At 46.3% G+C, this 20,086-nt stretch carries 12 protein-coding genes; 7 read left to right on the forward strand and 5 right to left on the reverse strand.

Going from position 1 to position 20,086, the window contains the following annotated elements; all coding sequences use genetic code 11:
- Positions 1–130: 130 nt before the first annotated feature.
- The 6 genes from DCC81_RS08480 (at position 131) to DCC81_RS08505 (ending at position 11,241) form a co-directional block, all read left to right on the forward strand.
- Complete coding sequence (locus DCC81_RS08480) at positions 131–1,117, forward strand: helix-turn-helix domain-containing protein (RefSeq protein ID WP_108686107.1); 987 nt, start codon at positions 131–133, stop codon at positions 1,115–1,117.
- Positions 1,118–1,974: 857 nt separating this feature from the next.
- Positions 1,975–2,652: a hypothetical protein gene (locus tag DCC81_RS08485; RefSeq protein ID WP_165806492.1), complete on the forward strand. Its 678-nt coding sequence runs from the start codon at positions 1,975–1,977 to the stop codon at positions 2,650–2,652.
- Between the two features lie 371 nt (positions 2,653–3,023).
- Positions 3,024–3,869 carry a hypothetical protein gene (locus tag DCC81_RS08490; RefSeq protein WP_108686109.1) on the forward strand — a complete coding sequence of 282 codons (846 nt, stop codon included), beginning with the start codon at positions 3,024–3,026 and terminating at the stop codon, positions 3,867–3,869.
- Positions 3,870–4,976: 1,107 nt separating this feature from the next.
- On the forward strand, positions 4,977–6,359 hold the full coding sequence (locus DCC81_RS08495; RefSeq protein ID WP_108686110.1) for a TlpA family protein disulfide reductase: 1,383 nt from the start codon (positions 4,977–4,979) through the stop codon (positions 6,357–6,359).
- A gap of 23 nt (positions 6,360–6,382) precedes the next feature.
- Entirely contained in the window at positions 6,383–9,868 is a 3,486-nt protein-coding gene (locus tag DCC81_RS08500; protein WP_108686111.1) for a SusC/RagA family TonB-linked outer membrane protein, read from the forward strand.
- A gap of 14 nt (positions 9,869–9,882) precedes the next feature.
- Positions 9,883–11,241 (forward strand): RagB/SusD family nutrient uptake outer membrane protein, encoded by a 1,359-nt coding sequence (locus DCC81_RS08505; protein ID WP_165806493.1) that lies wholly within the window; start codon positions 9,883–9,885, stop codon positions 11,239–11,241.
- Between the two features lie 1,061 nt (positions 11,242–12,302).
- Here the strand turns inward: DCC81_RS08505 and DCC81_RS25365 are convergent.
- Positions 12,303–12,671 carry a hypothetical protein gene (locus DCC81_RS25365; protein ID WP_133177612.1) on the reverse strand — a complete coding sequence of 123 codons (369 nt, stop codon included), beginning with the start codon at positions 12,669–12,671 and terminating at the stop codon, positions 12,303–12,305.
- 102 nt (positions 12,672–12,773) lie between these two features.
- Positions 12,774–13,229: a MauE/DoxX family redox-associated membrane protein gene (locus tag DCC81_RS25370; protein WP_394337118.1), complete on the reverse strand. Its 456-nt coding sequence runs from the start codon at positions 13,227–13,229 to the stop codon at positions 12,774–12,776.
- A 302-nt stretch (positions 13,230–13,531) separates the two neighbouring features.
- Between DCC81_RS25370 and DCC81_RS08510 the strand changes: the two genes are divergently transcribed.
- Positions 13,532–16,054, forward strand: coding sequence for a lanthionine synthetase LanC family protein (locus tag DCC81_RS08510; protein ID WP_108686113.1), 2,523 nt, complete (start codon positions 13,532–13,534; stop codon positions 16,052–16,054).
- A gap of 61 nt (positions 16,055–16,115) precedes the next feature.
- Here DCC81_RS08510 and DCC81_RS08515 read toward each other — a convergent pair whose 3' ends face one another.
- The 3 genes from DCC81_RS08515 to DCC81_RS08525 form a co-directional block, all read right to left on the reverse strand.
- Positions 16,116–17,090, reverse strand: coding sequence for a helix-turn-helix transcriptional regulator (locus DCC81_RS08515; protein WP_108686114.1), 975 nt, complete (start codon positions 17,088–17,090; stop codon positions 16,116–16,118).
- A gap of 292 nt (positions 17,091–17,382) precedes the next feature.
- Positions 17,383–18,369, reverse strand: coding sequence for an alpha/beta hydrolase (locus DCC81_RS08520; protein WP_165806495.1), 987 nt, complete (start codon positions 18,367–18,369; stop codon positions 17,383–17,385).
- A gap of 149 nt (positions 18,370–18,518) precedes the next feature.
- Positions 18,519–20,060 (reverse strand): SusD/RagB family nutrient-binding outer membrane lipoprotein, encoded by a 1,542-nt coding sequence (locus DCC81_RS08525; RefSeq protein WP_108686116.1) that lies wholly within the window; start codon positions 20,058–20,060, stop codon positions 18,519–18,521.
- Positions 20,061–20,086 lie beyond the last annotated feature (26 nt).

Below are 20,086 nucleotides of genomic sequence, written 5' to 3' on the forward strand. Positions count from 1 at the left end.
ACTTTTCAAATTGAATCCTGAAAAATCATAAGCGCTAGGCAGCCATTCACAACTAGTTAACATTCTCCGTTGAAATGAACCCTATATTGAGTAGGTCTTAAAAAAGTTGCTCCATTACTAACTAATCACCATGCGTTTTCAACTTGCTGAGGCTTTAGGAATGCTGGGGTCCACGGGACTGCCGGTGCCCGGGTGCTACCAGGAGTATGTATACACCTTTGCCGATCCCGTTTTTGCCTCCCATCCTTTCGTGGACATCATTGTACAGGAACGTAAAGTGCAGCACTTCCTCATTGCCAGTCATGTAGTGGTGGTGAAGGAGCCCGTGTGGCTGGACCTGCACACCGATGAAAGCGCCTGCACCCTGTACTGCATGTTGAGGGGCAACCTCGAATGTGCGATGGAAGGATTTCCACAGCCGGTGTGGTTTGTCCAGGGGCAATATTTTTTATTCTGTGTGAGCAAGGGCACACACCGTGCATTCTTTGAACCGGGTGTGTACCAGTCTTTTTATATCAACTTTTCCCCGCATTTCCTGGCGGAGATAGCGCCGGCGCACGATCCTGTTTTGCAGCTGGCGTGGCAGCGGCAGCAATCAGCGGCACTTACCGGGTCACTATGGTATCCTTTGTATGAATGCATGGATGAGCTGCGCAATGATACGGCCGATTCCAGGGACAACGACCAGCGCCTGATCAATGTGATGGAGCATATGTTGCTGCTGGTGGTGGACCGGAAGCGGGGCAGGGGCATAGCAGATTCCCGCACGATGATCGATGAGTCTGTATTATATAGCGTGCAGCATTATATCAATTTTCACCTGTTTGAACCATTGAACCTGCAATCGCTTGCAAGACGTTTTGGGCTGCAGCCACTGGAGGTACAGGAGATGTTCCTGCGCCGTTCCCGGAACACAGTAGAAGTGTTTGTATTCAGCCAGCGCATGGAGATGGCGAGGCAGTTGCTGGAGAATACCAGGCTGCGCATTGCAGAGATCCTGCAGCAGGTGGGATATAAAAGACGGGGGCTTTTTACGAAGGCTTACCAGGAACATTTTAACATGCTGCCCTCGCAATCGCGCCGTCCGTCCAGCCGGATGCGGCTGCCCCGGTATTGACGACGGTGCTGCAGGATTACAGTCATTATAAGAATAGAAAGAAAAAAATGATAATCCAGTGTTACTTTCAGCGGCGGCTGTTGTATTGATACTGTATTCATTTTGCATTGTACGTGTTGCACCCCCTTTACCTGTTGATTGTAATTGGGCTTCCCAAGTGAACACAAGCACAACAGACTACCCACAGGCCGTTACCGTCCGGGGCCACTATAATTCCGGATGGTTTGTATTCCCGGGGAGGTCATCCCCAGCCCCTTCAAAGGGGGACGGACCATGCCAGCCAAAGCTTTTTGTATCCTTTGAAAACCCCTGGTGAGGATGATGACAAATCCTGCACTGACAATCCAGCTTATACTGTTGCTGCTCATTATAGACTGTTGCAAATTAAGCAGCATACAGTAAGCAGATGCGTTTTCCGGGCTTATCCAGGCTTGGATGTTTTTTTAACCCTGTCTTTATTCAATAACCTGGCTGTACATGCAGCACGTGAACGGGCATTGCAAATATGGTGAAGATACGGTACGAAGAAGGGATCCGCATTGTTCAACAATCTTATGTATCACCAACCGGTAGGCTGCAGGCAAATGCTTTGCAGCTTTATCGCGTTGTAGCAAGTATCCTGTTATTCCTGTACCCATCACCAATCAGAGGATCCTCTTATGATTAAACATGACAAGACCTGCAAGCGGTCCGGGGCCTTGCATCGCTTGGCTAAGTTTTTAAGCAGGCCGGCGGCGGAGGCAAACAGCATCAATTTCACCGAGCGGCTGGACGAGCGCACTATTCCGGTTGCCTTGACCGGGTTGCTGCCCCGGATGGCAAAAACGCAATGTGTGGGCATGCACAATTCCCTGCTCATGCAAAGTAATTACGAGAACCAGGGATTGCCCATCGGCGTGATGCATGTATACAATGCCGGGCTTCCGCACCAGGCACCCCGCATGCTGCACGACCTGGTGGCCCTGGTATTCTGTACCTACGGAGGGGCAGATTGTAATATTGTAGGTGAAGGCCCTTTACACTTCAGGCCAGGCCGTTACTATTTTACGCGGGTTAAGAACGACCATAACGAGTGTGCTTTCCACGCCGGGCTTTCTTCCTATTACTACTTGCTGCTCCCGGACTGGCTCCTGGAGCAGCTTTTGGAGGAGGAAGAGTTCCGGGATTCCGGTGTGCTGGCTATCCTGTACGATGCATCTGTGCGCAGCGCTACCACCCTCATAGACGAGCCCCACCAGGTGATCACGGAGTCTATGGGCCACTTATTGAACGACCTGCGCCGCCTGCCGGTAACCGGGCCTGCGCTGGAACAGGCGTTGTTTCGCAAAACCATGGACCTGCTGAAAATGGCTTTGCGCCAGGCACGGAATGGGAACGCACATATACCGGCGACCACGGGTATATTCCGGGAGCTGTGTGGAGAGGCCGAGGAGCAGTATGCAAGGGAAATACGGAGGGCTGCCCTGAGGGCAAGGTTCCCTGCGTGGTCCTTGTGGCTGTGGGACCGGCTTGTGGGGGTGAATGAAAAGCGCTAAACAGTTGAAGAATTTTAGCAATCCCGTGTTACTTTTCGACGTGATGCGTGTATAGTAGTTAAGTTCCGGATGATCAAAATGATCGTTTAATGATCATTTTGATCATCCGGGATCATTGCAATATGCCTACCAGGGGTTATTTACCTGAACGCCCTGATCATTGTGAGTTACATTGTACCACAATGATATTATAACTTTTATCTGCCATCTTTTAACCCTGCGTAGCCGGGCGCTATCCCGGCAGGTTACCCAAACTTTTAAAGAGCATTGATGCGTTAGGCCACGGCATGAAAATGCGGTGCGCTGGTTGGATTGTCATTGTCATCGCTGGCTGTGGTACAGCTGGCAAATTTTCCTCAACCTCATTTAAGATGCAAAAATTTAAACGGCTCGCCCACAACTGGAAGGCGGGAAACCGGGGCGCGGCAGGCAAAGTGCCCCTGAAAGTAGAAGGGCTTGATTTTCTGACCGGGCGATTTCCGGCGGGCGGTTGCCCGGCTCCGCTGCAACCACTTACCCAGCGTACGGCAAGAACATATTGTGTGGTAGATAAGGGGTCTGTGATCATGCAGAGCACATATAACCTGCAAGGATTGGAAGTGGGGCACCTGGTGATTTACAACGATGACGGGTTGAAGTTTGCGCCCAGGATGAGCGAGTACTATATGGCGGTAGTGTACTGCCTGAAAGGTGGGGCAGACTGCCAGATCGTAGGTGAACCGGTGCTGAAATTGCAGGAAGGTCATTTCCAATTGTTGTTGTTAAGGAATGATGCGCACCTGTACCTGTTTGAGGACCGGTTGTCGGTGTTTTACTACCTGCTGCTGCCGGTGAGGGCGCTGGCAGCGCTGGAGGGGCGTTCCCAATTCCGCAACTCCCCGTTACTGCATGCATTGCGCAAGTATGGCCGCCGGCATGAGACCATTGTGTACGACAAGCCCCAGCAGGTGGTTACGGACCGGATAGGTACGCTGATCAGTGAGATGCAGCATTTGCCGGGGAATTCCAGGCAACTGCGGCAGGCGTTGTTCGGAAAGGCTGTGGAGCTGCTGTGGCGGAGTTTCTGGCTGGTCGGCCTGGGTAATAACAGCGAGGAGCAGGTAGCTACCACGATGTTCCGGGAATTATTTGCCCGCGCGGAGGAGGAATATGCAGCGGAGTTGGACGAATGGAAACGGGCCGTGGTGGCCGATACCGAACAGAGGGAGCGGTTGTGAACGGGGGCACTGCAAAAAAAAGTCGGTGTCGCCCGGAAAATTATGTGTTTTGGATGTTACCATCTCGCGTTTTGGATGTAATGTATTTGTTCACCGGTGCGAAAGTGCTGCTGTAGAAATGAGAAGGGAACATCACAATGATCAGTTTTTCATCGTCATAATTGTTGACACTAAAAAGGTTGTGTTATCTATCCTATTTTAACCACGGTTTTTGTTATCGAAATTAAACTGGCATAGCTCATTTCGGTCCGGCGAGGCCCGAAGTCAAATACCAACTTTTGTCAGTACGAAAACATAAATCGATCAATAAACCAGAGATCTCGGCTTGTCTAGGCTGAGATTAATTTAAAGCGGTTTTGGCCGCGGAGCGGAGGGTGAAAGCTTCGCTTTCTCAAGTGCCATTAAAGACAAAAATCAGTGCTTAAAAAGGCCGTGGGTTTTACGGTTTAAATAAATAGATGTTCTCGTTGTTACGTTTGACGGAAGGAACGGAATGGTCAAAGTTTAACATAGTGCAGGAGTGTATTAAAAAGGATACAGTCAGTCATCGTCGTCATTTTCTGCAACAGTAGTTTCCTTGTCGCGTGGATGAAAGCCTCTTCAGGAGGGGTGATCGATTAAGATGTTTCTGCGCCGCTTTTTGCGCGTAGGATGGGTTCCTTTAGCTTATGATTTTGAGAGATTTATGTGGCGTACTGGGTGTGGGCTTATGGTCGGCTACATGGGGTATGCGCATTGATTTGGGGGCTATACCTTTGCGTACGTATGTTGTACTCAGTTCATCCATACTTTATTGTTTTCCGGATTGTCAATACTGATGCGTAGGTAAACGCGTGGGTTGTTTCATCTATACTTTATCGTCTGGGTTGTCACAGATGCTGACGCGGGTTAAGCGTGTTGGGTGTTTCGTCCATGTTTATTGTTTCTCCGAAGGATTGCTACTGGCGCGTATGTGTGCGCATTGTAGTATCTCATCCATGCTTTTATTACCTCCAAATTAAGTCATTATTGCTGATGCGTGCGCGTGCACGTGTGAGATCGATTCATCCATACTTTATTGTCCCCTTTTATCCTTCATTAGTATTTTACTAACTACAACTGATTGTCATGAGAGTGAATGTCAACTGTGCGCTGTATGGCCGATGTTATGCGGTGGCGAGGCGTTTTATGCTTGCAGCATTTTTGTGCTGCTTTTTTTATGGAAGTACAGATGGGCGTGATTCTATACCGGTTGTTAGTGCGGATGGCAACGGAGATGGGGCTGTGGATAGTCCTGTGAAGCCTTTGTCTGTTGGGGATGAAGTGCCGGATATTTCCTTTGAGATGATCAATTACCCTAAATCTACTGCAAAACTTTCTGACTTTAGGGGCAAGCTGGTAATCCTCGATTTCTGGGGGACATTTTGTACAAGTTGTATAGCTACATTTCCGGAGGAGATGGAATTGAAGAGGCAGTTTGGCGATAAAGTGGAGATATTGCTTGTTAATAGTTACGAGAAGAAGGAAAAGGTGGAGGATTTTCTAAAATCGTTCGCGGAGAAGAAGGGAGTGAAGCTTACCTTGCCGATGGTGGTAAGGGATTCTGTGGCGAAGGAGTTGTTTCCGCATACCGGTGTTCCTCACTGTGTGTGGATCAATGAAAATGGCCAAGTCATTGCGATTACATCTGCTGGCGAAATAGACAAAGAGCATATTGTTATCGCATTACAAGGAAAAAGATTGAATTGGTTGGTAAAAGATGATTATGTAATCGGTGATTATTCCAAACCATACTTATTGTCTGCCGGGGATAAAACAGAAGGTGTTTTAGTAGACGATAAAGCAGCTCTCGAATTATATAATCTTGGTAGCGAAAACAGGTCAACGCCTATATCAATTTTTACGAAGGCATTAAAGATGGACTACTCGGTAGATGGGAGTGTATCGAATAATAAATATGAAACAACCGGTCGTAGAATAATTAATCAACCACTATTGAGGTTCTTTCAATATGGTTACGATGTCAGAATTCCCCCGGTGAGATGGATTTTTGAATGCGATACTACATTATTCGAAGGCAAAGGTGGCGTTCCCCCGGTTTATTGCTTTGAGCTGGTGGCGCAGGATGGGCTGAATGCTGATGCCGTCAAGAATTTAATCAAGTTAGACTTGTACAAAGCGTTTGGTCTTACTGGCTGTATTGAGAAACGAATTGTGAATTGTAATGAAGTAGTTTTAGAGCATAAATACTATAATAAAGGCTCGCTGAATGAAACTGGTATGCAACGGATTGCATTGGGTGATTTTATTGAACGGTTGAACAGTGGTTCTGATAGCTATTTATTGGGAGATAATGATAAAGATGCGCTTTTGTTAGTCGAAAATCAATCGATAGAAAATCTGTATAAATTGGAATTTGGCGATGTTGAGAAGATACTCCGGCGGAATGGATATTCATTGAAACAGAAGCAATGTGAAATAGAATGTTTTATTATTAAGGAACAAAGATAAGCCCAAGACCAAGTCACTCACTTATGAAAGTATTAATAAAAAGTCACGTCATCTGCACCCTGACTGTTTGTTTCTTTTTGGTAAATGTGCTTATGTGCTCATTTGCTCAAGGGAAATCAGCTATTAAAAAGATAACTATTGCCGTCCAGAATGTACCGCTTGACAAGGTATTACATCAAATAGAGGATCAAACCAATTTGCGTTTTCAACTAAATGCTTCGGTAGTTGGCCTTAAGGAGGTTGTGACATACAAATGGAGTAACGTAGAATTAGACGTAGTTTTGACAGACATTTTCAATGCAAGGGGCTGTACCTGGAAAATAGAACGAGGCATTATTTATGTGCATCGTCACATACAACAGGAAGGCGATGGTGCTAAATTTAATAAGCTGAATGATACTACCACTAGTAGACTTACTTTGAAGGTTCTTGATGCAAATGGGAATCCAATACCATCGGCTACTATAGTTGTAAAAGGAACTACCACTGGTGCCGTTACTGATATGCAAGGAATTGCCACAATGCAATCTGTACCTGATAATTCAGTGATTGTTGTTTCGAGTATTGGGTTTCAGCGCGTTGAATTGCCACGGAATGCGGAATCTGTTTTGGAGGTCAGGCTCGTCGCGAAGGCCAATCAAATCGATGAAATCGCGGTTTTTTCTAATGGGTTCCAAAATATTCCGCAGGAGCGAGCGACAGGATCGTTCGAAAAGATTAGTAATAGGGTCTTGAACGAGCAGGTAAGTACAAATATCATTGACAGGCTGAAAAATGTTTCAACAGCCTTGCTGTTTGATAAAAGATTTGCCAACAAATTTATTGTTCGAGGGTTTAGCACTATAGAAAGCGATATATCTCCGCTAATCGTTGTAGATAAATTTCCATATGCAGGTGATATTAACTCAATTAATCCCAATGATATTGAGAGCATTACTGTACTAAAAGATGCCGCTGCAACCTCGATATGGGGAGCGAGAGCTGGAAATGGTGTTATTGTTATTACTACAAAGAAGGGTCAGTATAATCAGCCATTAAAGGTATCATTTAATACTACGTTGTCGACAACGGGTAAACCTGATCTGTATTACGCACCTCAGATTGCTTCGTCAGCCTTAGTGGCAGTCCAGAGGCAACTTTTTGACAATGGTTATTATTCAGGAGCAGAGAGAAACCCAGGTAAGCCAGCGCTTCCTCAAGCTGTCGAAATTCTTATAAAACAGCGGGATGGGTCAATAACTGCTGAACAAAGTGAAGCGCAGCTTGCTTTATTAGATAATCACGATGTTCGGGATGATTATTTGAAATATGTTTATTCGACTGCTTTAACACAACAATATTCACTAGGCGTGTCTGGTGGTAATGCAAATTCAAATTATGTTTTTTCGGGTGGTTATGTGAACGATTTGAGTTCGGTGAAAGCTAGGGCGCAAAGGATTACAGTTAATTCAATATACGGATTTAAAGTGTTGCCAAACTTGGATATTAATGCAGGGATAAATTATGCATACAATGATGCGAAGTCTGGAAGCAGTGGATATTCAATGAACGAATTTGCAGCTTATACTAGATTAGCAGATAATAAAGGTGAGCCACTTGCTGTGCCTTACCTTTATAGCATGAGTTATGTTGATACCGTTGGTCGGGGCATTTTACGGGACTGGCATTACTATCCGCTAACAGATTGGAAACATGTTAAGCAGACAAGCGACGGAACAAATTTAACTCTTCAAGGTGAAATAAGATACAAATTTTTGAAGATGTTCAACGCATCTGTTAACTATCAATATTTAAAAGGGCAGTCTGATTCGTATATATTGAGTGATACATCAAGTTTTTATGCAAGAAATTTGATGAACCTATTTACCAACGTGGATGAATCTGGGAATGTCACAAATAACGTTCCAATTGGCGGCGTTTACCAAACATCTACAGGATCAATTGTGTCGCACAACGGAAGAGCCCAACTGGGGTTTGATAATCGATGGGACAAGCATATGATTTCGGCAATTGTTGGAATGGAAATAAGCCAGGCCAAATCTGAAGGAGGAGGTTATTTTTTGTACGGATATAATTTGGATCCGTACAAGTCAACTCAGGTCAGCAATAATATTTATTATCCTACTTACATCACAGGTGCTCAACAAACAATACCGGGTGGTGTTACCCAATCTCCGTACACGTTGAATAGATTTGTGTCATATTATGGGAATGCATCTTATTCATATAATGATAAATATGTTGTGAGTGTAAGTGGAAGAAGGGATGCGTCCAATCTCTTTGGGGTAAAAACTAATGATAGATGGAAACCTCTGTGGTCCGTTGGAGGGAGCTGGGATATAAGCAAGGAAGGGTTTTTTAATGTTCCAATTTTACCTCTTTTGCGTTTGAGAGCTACTTATGGCGTTAGCGGCAATATTAATAATAAGCAATATGCCCAAACAGTAATTCAATACGGGTCTTCTTTTCTAAATCTTACTCCACTGCCCTTTGCTTCAATCACTGCGCTAGGTAACCCACAGCTTAGATGGGAGTCCAGCGCCATGTTAAACGTTGGCGTTGATTTCGCTTTTTTTAAGCATGCGGTAACTGGTGCTCTTGAATATTATAGAAAAAAAGGGACCGACCTGATAGGGACTGTACCCGTCGAATTAGCTACAGGGGTATCTGGAGGCAACATGGTTAAGAACTATGCAAGTATGAAGGGACATGGCGTAGATCTCAGAATCAACACTTTGAACATTGACGGGGAATTTAAATGGCAAACTAGGTTTTTGTTTTCAACAACTGCAAGTAAAGTGACGGATTACTATTTGGCAAACGTAAATAATTCTGTTTATGTGGGTAGCGGTACTACCGCGCCAATCGTGGGAAGCCCTTTGTATCAGGTTGGGGCTTATAAGTGGGTTGGGCTTGATCCTCAGACCGGGGATCCAGTAGGTATAGTCAACGGTAAGCCAAGCAAGGACTATAATGCTATATTGCAGGATACATCGTTATCTGACCTTGTGTTTAAGAAATCCGCTTTTCCATCAATATTCGGAAGTCTGTCAAACTCTTTCTATTGGCATGGGATAAGTTTGGAGTTTAACATCAGTTATAAGCTATCCTATTATTTTCTTCGTCCCTCAATTGACTATTCTGCCCTTTTTGCAACTGCTGCGGGACATTCGGATTACAGCAAGAGGTGGCAGAAGCCAGGGGATGAGAAAATTACAAATGTTCCATCGATGATTTACCCCAATCCTTTTGGCAGAGATCAATTTTATAAATATTCTGCCACTTTACTGGAAAAGGGTGGATTATTCCGTTTTGAGTATGTTAATGTGGGCTACGATCTGCTTTCGACAGCCAAAAGGAAAGGCAAGCTTAAGTCTCTCAATCTGGGCGTCAACATAAGTAATTTGGGACTAATATGGCATGCTAATAAAGCGAGTATCGATCCAGAATATGGTGCAAGCGTGCCTCCTCCCAGAGCATATTCATTTAGTATTAATGCCTCTTTTTAATTATGAAGTACATTATGAGAATATTATATACTTTGGTATTTGGCGGATTGATGATTGGTGTGACGGGCTGTAACAAGTACCTGGACGCGAAACCAAGTAATTTTTTTGAGGTGCCGGTTACGTTGGATGATTGTCAGTCGTTAATGGACGATGAACAAACAATGAATACGGGGTTCAGCGCTGATGGAGAAGCCTCAGCCGACAATTTTTATTTGGATGAAACTGAAATCTCTATTTTTAGCGGCTACCCTTTTCTTAGTTTGTATTTATGGCAGCCTGATGTCTATGCTTCAAAGCCTACTCAGAACGTATGGGGGAACCTCTATAAAGCGGTCCTTCAATCTAATGTGGTTTTGGAGACGTTAAATAATGTTAGGCGCGATAATGCTAATTCGGTTACGTTTGATAATGTGAAGGGAAGTGCATTGTTTTTTAGAGGATATGTTTTTTTGAAATTGCTGTCAATGTATTCAAAGGGTTATAATGAGGCTACAAAAGAACAGGACTTGGGAATTCCACTAAGATTAAGTTCGGATTTTAACAGTGTGTCAGTTAGATCCAGTGTTTCAGAATCTTATAAACAGGTTGTGTCTGACTTGACAGTCGCAGCAAGCCTGTTGTCTGAAGGGAAGCCAAGCGTGTTTGAACGGCCGTCTAGACGTGCAGCTTTTGGAGCATTGGCGGAAGTATATCTTGTAATGCATCAGTACGAGAAAGCCGAGTTGTATGCAGATTCTTGCTTGAAAATTGGAAGTAAGCTGATTGATTATAATCAATTTGACACCACCTCAGATGTTCCCTTTCCTAGCTATAACGACGAGGTGATTATTAATCTGTTATCGGACGTTCAAGGATTTTATACAGGATACTACGATGTAGATACATCATTGCTTAAATCTTATGATGTCACAGATTTGAGAAAGCAATTATTCTTTCAGCGGACAAGTGATTCTACATTTTCTTTTAAGGGAAGCTACTATGCGTCGGGCTATTTTTTTAGCGGGATTGCTGTAGATGAGATTTATTTAATAAGAGCGGAATGTCGGATTCGACTTGGTAAAGTACAAGATGGGATTGATGACCTAAATACACTATTGGTTAAGCGGTATATTGAAGGGACCTTTACTCCCTACAAGGCAACTGATGCTTCAACGTCGTTATCTCTGGTATTACAGGAAAGAAGAAAGGAACTCGTATTCAGGGATCTACGATGGAGCGACATTAAAAGATTGAACCTGGATGGAGAGAATATTGGCATTAGTCGGATGGTTAACAATCAGCCGTTGGTATTGAAGCCAAATGAAAATAGGTTTGCAATTGCAATACCGGCGCGGGAAATAACAATTAGTGGCATGCAACAGAATCCAAGATAGCTATATAAAAGGTATTGAGTGATTTAGGGGGCACTTCAACTTGAGGTAGCCCCCTTTGTTCGTATCCCTACTCCTGGATACACTAGTAACTGGTATACGTATTTGACTGTTGTTAGGTTATTTTAAATTGCCTTAAAGTTATTTTAAAAACTATAGAGCGTTGTCGTATCAATAGAGCGACATTGCATCCTGGTAGGATCGATATTGGATGTTCACTTATAGATGTTTCCATTAAGCAACTTAGGAAAGAGGAATTAGATTAGCCGGTTGCATAGATGAGTCATTTCAGAAAGTGAAGTGGTTATTGAGTACAATATTTATTCTTATATACTTGTAGTTATAGCGGTCTACTAATAGCCTCGGTTACGTTAGCGGTTATGTCTACAGTATTTACATAGTATCCTGGAAAACCGGGTTGTGCGGGAATAGTGTGAAATATGGCAATAGTTGGCATGTTTCGGTTGCCTGGAGTTCCAATTCCAGTTGTTGTTGGTGCGGTGTTAGAGCCAATTGAGCAGGCTCGAGCTGTACCTAACGAACAGCCCGGGACGTTTGTTAAGGTCCAATTGGTTGTAGTAGTAACAATGTGTTTTGTTGTTGGTACCAGGCCTGGTAATAATTTGAAATAGTAAAGACTTGCCCGGTTTCTATTATGAGATTTAACGGTTGCGATAGCTGCTGTTGCAGTGAGTATAGCCGCCACTGCATATACTGTACTTTTCATGGCTTGGTCTCGTTTAGGTTGCAAATTGAATTTTTCGGTCTTGGGTAGGAGTTTGCTACAAATTCGATTGGTCAAATTTTCTAAGAAAGGGAGAGATGGAAATCTTAAATTTTTATGTTTGAAATCAAATTTATAATAGATAGAATGCAGCACCAATGCTTTAGTGAATATAAACCGGTTGCCAGGCACAGAAGGTTAGACACACGTAGTGCCTCTTTCTGAGACAGGGGCTTTAAAATTATCTTAATTAGCTGTTTGTATTTTGTATTCCAGACATTTTGTTTGGATACTTACAATTAAGGAGGCTTCCAGTTTGGAGGCCTCCTTAATGATTAGATTAGAGAGCTTTTGCCTTTGCATCATCTACATTGGCAGTAGCATCAATCTGAACGACAAAACGGCCAGGTGCGCCTGTTACTGCAGTGATTTTTTTCAGGCTTGGAATAGTGGGCAGATGTCTAACTCCGGAAACGGTCGGGGCAGTGTTAGAACCCAAAGTACATGCCTGAGCGGTGCCTGAGCAGCTAGGAGTTGCATTGGTTAATGTCCAGTTGGTGGTCAAAGTTACATCGTGTTGAACTGAAGTGCTTGCGCTGGGGATCAGTTTGAAATAATAAGTAGCAACGCGATGAGTGTTTGCTTTGGTAGCAGCTACACCTCCGATGGCAGCAGCGAGTGCCAGAGCGGAATAGAGAACTTTTTTCATGTTCCTTGGTTTTAATGATTAATAGTAATGGAATTTGTTTTCTTTTTGAGGATTTTCGGGTGATCAGTCCGAAGTATTTATTCGCGAAATTCTTTATGAGAGTTATGTTGTATAAGTGAGATTGTCTCCTGATTCGTATTGTCGATGTAGCTTTATTTCTACTAAGGTTCCCCATACAGAAACTAATAGAAGTACTATATTTAATAGGAGATGCTGATGCCAATTAAGATAGCCGATAATCCCACCACAGGAACAAGGGAGGTGAATTTTTGACAGTATAAAATAGCTTAAATATGTAGTAAATGAGGCGAACAAAAGTGTTGAAATACTAAATCCGATAAGCCTAAATTTAGGTATAATTAGAGCTATGGTTGTTATAAGTTCTCCAATTGGTAACGCCCAGGAAAACCATATGCGTTCACCTGCAATTAAATGCCAGGGGGAATCGGCCAGATTTGAAACAAATGCCGCGTGGTCAATGATTTTCATAAGTGCAGTATAAAGAAGAACCAGAATTAACGGTGCAACAAGGATGTCGGATACTTTTCGGGAGAACATTTTATTATTTTTTTACTTCTAAAATTGCGAGCAGCCAGATTAGATAGTATTGGTAAAATTGATATAAAAATTCGTGGGTTAGTGATCTATTGAGCTTATTTGATTGATCTGCTAAGATCTGGTAGTTCGTTTGCTATGGTTTCAAGGTCCGGAAATGTTATGCTGCTAAAGTAAAAATGAGAACCGCATCTGCATTTCATTTCAATGCACGATAGTGGGAGAATAGTATTGATTTTGGGTGTTGACACCTCACTGCCTTTATTTTGCACCCACCATTGTTTACTTTGAACGAAAGACCTGATATGAATGCTAGCTCAAGCCTTACTGCAACTTTTGAGGAACTATTGGTGTCTTGCTCATTTGCACCAGTTAATCAACATCCTTATTACACGATAGGCGCTCAACAGGAAGGAATTTGGAGCCTCCATATTTCCGTCATAGAGCAGGAATCCGATGAACTGTTGATTAAGGTACTTCCATATTTAAAGCAGAAAGCCGTTAGTTTCGCAATTCCTGTTACAAAGGAATTAATCCCCTTGATCATTTCAGGCCGCTACGGCAATGCTAACATCGGCAGGATCATTAATGTTTATCCGTCCTCCGACACTGTCGCGGCGTCACTCGCCATGGAGCTGGCTGCTCTCACGCTGCAGACAAACGGCCCAAGTGTAACTAATGGTTTCCATTTGGGTGGTGGCCTTTACGCAGTACATCAGGATGGAGCTAACGGTATCTTACCCGGTACTATCCCCTGGCCTTTCACCAACATTCCCCGTCCCCCGTCGCAGCTCTCAAATCGCATCGGCACCTACCTCATCGCAGAAATCCTGAAAAACGACCCCAAAGGCAGAGTGATCAAAGCCATCCGCCGCAAGACAGTCCTGGATACCAAGATCGTCATCGTGAAAGAAGGTAAACGCTTCATGTGCACGGACGCAGAAGGCCGTGATATGAGAACCCGCCTCCAATGGCAGCAGCGTATTGGCACCATGTTAAAGAATAAGGTGATAATGCCGGAGATCTATGAATATTTTGAAAAGGACGGAGATGCATTCCTGGCAATGGAGTTTATTGACGGCAGTACATTCAGGAAATTTGTACTACAGCCGTTTGAGAAGGGAAGCTGGATCGACTTTCCACCGCCAGTACATCTGGCGGCGATTGATAAGCTACTGGAGATAGTCGGTATTGCTGAAACGATCCATGGTGAAGGCCTGGTACATCGTGATCTGTCTACCATGAATTTCCTCATCCGCAAAGGCAAACTCTGTTTGCTGGACATGGAGCTAGCCTACTATATGAAAGAAGACTATCCCAATCCTCCGTTCGGAGTTGGCAGTGAAGGTTACATGTCGCCAGAACAACGCAGGGGGGATATTCCCACTTTTAAGGAAGATATCTATGCCATTGGGGCCATCATGCAGAAAATGTTTACCGGCGTAGATCCTTATCGGCTGTTTAGCGCGGAGTACGCAGAAATGAGAGAGAAAATGATCTTTTTTGTACATGACGAGGCGCTGGCTACGTTAGTAGCAGGCTGTTTGAATATAGACCCAGGTGCAAGGCCGTCACTGAATATAGTAAAGGAAACATTGGAATCCGCCAGGGCACGATTGGCCCAAGGCCTTATCGTAAATCCGGCATTAGATGATATCAATGAAGGACGATTGCGCAGTATCATCCTTCAAGGTATAGACAGCCTGGCCAGGCAGTTTGGCGCTACCGGCCAATGGTTTTCCCGGGACCAGGAACAAACCAACCTGGCGCCCACTGAAGAAGGGGAGTACAAAGTCTATCTGAATTTCCACCAGGGAGCGGCTGGTATCATGTACATGTTGTGCCGTGCTGCAAGCGCCGGTTTTGATATCTCCGGCTGCCGGCCCATCATAGACGCAAACTGGCAGGATATTGCAGACTACTATCTCAATCAACCCGAGGCTATATCTCCAGGTCTGGGTCAGGGTTTGGCAGGTGTGGCGTTGACTATTGCTACAGCCCACAACACTCAGCTGTTACCCACGGGATGGCCTGTACAGGATACGCTCGCAAAATGTTTTACGATGGTGAACGCCTCACCAGGTATCTACGATGGGCAGGCTGGCCAGGGAGTGGCAGCCATCGCGGTTGCCGGAGTGCTGCCAGGAGTTACAGCCTTGTTACCTCACCTGGTAAATACTATTCTACCTATGCAAACCCCCAAAGGAGAATGGCTGTTCCAGATGCCCGGAGAAGAGCAAACCATCTCTCACGCCGGCTTCATGGCCGGCACAGCAGGCATTACCTATTTCCTGCTATGTTGTTACGGCGTAACGAAGGAGGATGCGGTGAAAACCGCTGCTGTAAAAGCTTTAAAATACCTGCAATCCACGGTACAGGTAAAGGACGGGAAAAGGATCATAGACAAACAGGAAGCGCCGGTTGATATATTTTATGGCCTGGGAGGCATTGCCTTAACCTTTATAAAGGCTTACGAAATCCTCCAGGACCCCATCTACAAACAATTCGCAGAAGCGATCCTGAATGCGCTCCCCGCAAGATATCTCATGAACAATCTCACCACCAGTGTAGGCATCACCGGTATAGGAGAAGTGTATCTCGAAGCCCATCGCGTATTCCAGGATGACGCCTGGCGGAAACGCGCCGCCTTTATCGCGAAAGCGCTCACCTACATGGCCCTCGACAACGGCGCCGGCGGCAAATTCTGGCTCACAGACAACCCCCGCGTCACCACCGCAGACCTCATGGTAGGCAACGCCGGCATCATCCACTTCCTCCTGCGCTATCTCCACCCCGGCAAGTTCGGTTTCCCCATGCTCACCGCGTAAGAGCACCAAACATACCCCTCAAAAATCACCCCGTGCGGAACCGGAACCGGCAGAAAAGCCATCACCGTACCACTGGTTTCCGCTCCGCACTGGGCAACTGCTGGAAAAACTTCTTGTACTCCCGTGTAAAGTTCGTCGGCTCTTCGTAACCCACTTTAAACGCAATATTGCTGATCGGCCAGTTCGTGGTCTGCAGTAACTCCTTCGCCTTCTCCATCCGCTTCCGGATCACATAATCAGAAATATTCTCTCCCGTAAACGCCTTGAACTGCTGCTTAATGCAGGACTCACTCAGCGGGTATCCCTTGGCCAGGCGCGATAAAGTGATCAGCTCATCCAGGTGGGTGTCAATATAATGCTGGATAGTGGCCATCAGTTGCTGCGTATGGGTAAGCGGCTGGCAGGGCCTGTACAATGATTCCAGTACCATGGTAAGCAACTGCAGCAGTTTCCCGTGCAGCTTCACCCGGGACAAGGGCTCGCCTGCATTGCAGGCGCGGATAGCTTCAATCTCGGCATACAGTTCCGGCGTAAGAATGCCTGCGGCGGGCAGCACCGGTGAGCTCTCTGCATGCAGCGCCTTCTCCAGCAAGGTTTGCAGTACATCCGCCAGTGGAGCAAGTTTCTCCAGCAGGTTTTCAGAAAGATCAATGTGGAAGGAGACATACCGCCCCGGCGTCACCGTCACTTCATGTTCCCCCGGGGCAATTTCAAAGAAATTATATTGCCCCTGTACCAGGTCTACGGTAATACCCGGCTCCAGTACGCACTGCAGGCTGCCCTGCAGCATGCAGTGCAGGGTAGAAATGGGGGCTTGTAAATGCGGCCGCAGCACAGACGCCATCTTGCATACCATGGTATGTGTAGCGATGGTGCAGCCTTCAATCTCAACCTGTTGATCTATAATGTCAATACCGGGCGACAACACACAGGTAGCCTTTGCAAATGGGGATACCAGGGCGTGATAATGTTTGGGTACTTCAGGCGTGAGATGTACCAGCTTTGCCGGTACATCTAATATGTTAAATGTCATCATGGTTAACGGACCGCTCGTTTCAGAAATGCAATATGCATGGTAGTGTATGTATACTAAATTATTATAGGGCGCTGCAACGCGGTCACATCTGTTAACTTTTTAACAATTTTTAGGGTGTAGATCCAGCAGCAGCAAGGCTTTGTGGCCGGGACAAAACATTATGTTTCCGGGATAAAACACCAAACCCCGGGACCATCCCGGGGTTTGTTTCTGTTTGCGCTTACACACAACAATGAATATATATTCCGCAGCCTGCCTCGGCCACGGTGGGACATAACAAAAACGGAACTAATTATTTTACGGTGGCTACACCTTTATCATTCTTTAAAGTAGTTGCCGGCGCCTGCTCTGGTTCGTCCAGGTCCAGGATCCAGCCACTCCGCCGCATCCAACTGATCATGTTCTTCATCCACTCACTATCCGGCACCTTGCCGCCTGCAAACCCATGCCCGCCGGTGGGGAAGTGTTCCAGTTGCGCTTCCACGCCGTGCTGGCGCAGTTGCTGGTAGAACACAATACTGTTGCGTGGCGATACTGTCTTATCATCGTCCGCATACACCAGGTAAGCAGGTGGTGTATGGGAAGTGACGTGCATTTCATTGGAAAATTTTTCCCGCAGGGCCGGGGAGGCGGAGTCACCCAGCAGTGCTTTGCGGCTGCCGGCATGGGCCAGTGGATCTTCCATGCTGATCACCGGGTATACCAGCAGCATGAAATTGGGCCGGGCACTGATGTCCTTCATGCGGGGCGCATACACAGAGTCAAACTGGGTGCCGGCCATGGCGGCCAGGTGGCCTCCGGCGCTGAAGCCCATCACTCCAATACGGTCCGGGTCAATCAGCAGGGCCTTGGCCTGGGAGCGTACCAGTTGTATGGCCTGTTGGGCATCGGTAATGGGCCCGGTAGCAGGGTTTTGCATCGTGGTGCTGTCTGGCAGGCGGTATCTTACCACAAAGCAGCTAACGTTTTGCTTTACCAGCTCCATCGCAATGGCAGTACCTTCCCGCTCATATTCCTCTACGCGGTAACCGCCGCCGGGAAAGATGATCACGGCACTGGTGCGCTGCTTATGCTGGCGCGGTGTTATGATCAACATGGTGGGCCGTGATACCCGCTTCACCTCCTTGAAGTCAGGTGTCCATTCGTCTGTAGGGAAATGTCCATTGGAATTAGGGATCACATTATCATACAGTGGTGTGTCAAAGGATGTCTGCGATTGTGCATGGATAGTGGCGGAAGTGCAGAGCAAAACGAACAATGCACAGTGTTTTAGGGTCATTGTGTCAACGTGGTTTTGATAGTATGGGAAGGTACGATAAATTTTTATCATAACCAATCCGGCCGCCCGCCCATCAAAAAGGGCCAGCTAAAAAGCCGGCCCTTGTTCCATGTGTGTTTCTATTTACTAACAAAAGTTGAATTCAGATCTTATTTCACCTGCCAGAACACCTTCTGGTAAATGTCGTCCTGCGCAGCTACTGCCTTGTAATTGGCAGCATTCAGGGTGCGCTCCTGGTCCGGGTACAGCAACCGCGTGGGCGGTGTGGGCGCTGAAGTTACCCCGGCATCTTTGATGAAATTTAATTTTGGATAGCCGCTGCGCCTTAACTCGGCCCAGGACTCAAAGTTGAGCATAACGTTGAAATCTATCCACTTCTGCAAGCCTATCTTGTTAAGGATGTCGTCCTGCGTAGTGCCCAGGGCAACCGTTGGTGTAGCCAGCATGGCGGTGATTTCTCCTTCCGTTGGTTGCGCGGCCGGCGTCCCAAATTTACCATTCAAATTGTTAATTACGAAATAATATGCAACGGACTGGCGGATGCCTGCTTCGTAAGCGCTTTTTACATCGCCACCGCCCCAGCGTTCATAAGCCTCTGCTTTACAGAAATTTACCTCTGCCGCAGTAAGCACTATGCCCGGGAAGTTAGTGTTTTTAATGTAAGTAACCGAATCTAAACGGCTGGTCACACCGGCGGTAATGGCATTATCCTGCTGGGTAGATGACTGTGTAGGGCTGATGCCGTTATACGTGCCGTTCACATTCCTGGCATAAAACACGCGGATGCGCGGGTCTGTGGCCGGTTTCATCACACTGTCCAGCATATAGCCGGGGGCGTAGGCGGGCGCCAGGCCGCTTTCCATGTCGGTGGAGATCAGGCTGGGGGTGTTTGCCTTGATCTGCACATTATCCGTGTAAGCCGTTACCAGCGGGTAGCGGTCCGGGTTACCGAGCAGGGTTTGTACAATGCCCTTGGCTTTGGCTTCATCCTGGTAAGAAATACGCATGGCCAGGCGAAGCAGCAGGGAGTTAGTGTACTTGCGCCAGCGCAGGATGTCGCCGCCCAGCAGGTAGTCTTGTTTGGCAAGCTTGGTCTGGTACAGGGCAGGCACCTGTACATCCGCCAGGTAGTTGGAAATGCGCTGCAGGTTGGTCAGCGCGGAATCGTATACCCCCTGGCCCTTGTCGTAAGCCGCCAGCTGCAGTTGGTTGGTGGCATTGAGGTGGCCTGCCTGGCTGAAGGGGATGTCTCCCCAGTAATCCACCATCTGGGTGGCCTGGTCATACAGGAACACGCGGGCGGTTTCCAGGAACAGGAGGTAACCCTGCTTTTCATCGTCCGTGGTCAGTTTGTTATAGGTCTTTTCAATTTCACGGAAGCTTGCCATCGGGCCGGTGTAAAATGCATTCCAGCGCGCCTGGTTGTAGGTAGGGCTCTGCACATACATTTTTTCACCATTCACCAGGCCCACACTCTGCGTGTAGCGGCCAATGGTAGGCACCTGGAAAGTGAAGAGGGTATAGTATTGCGGGAACACCAGGCTGCTTTTGAGCATGCCGGTGAAAAGGCCGTCAATCGTACCGGTAGTGGTCAGGTCCGGGTTGTTGTAATACTGGTCGAAGGTCGATTTCTTACAGCTCCCGAGAAGGCCCGCGCAAAGCGTGGCTATGAGAAGAAAGCGTTTGTTCATGTATCAGTGTGTTTAAGTACACCCCT

It is taken from the genome of Chitinophaga parva (genome assembly GCF_003071345.1).
GTDB classification, from domain to species: domain Bacteria; phylum Bacteroidota; class Bacteroidia; order Chitinophagales; family Chitinophagaceae; genus Chitinophaga; species Chitinophaga parva.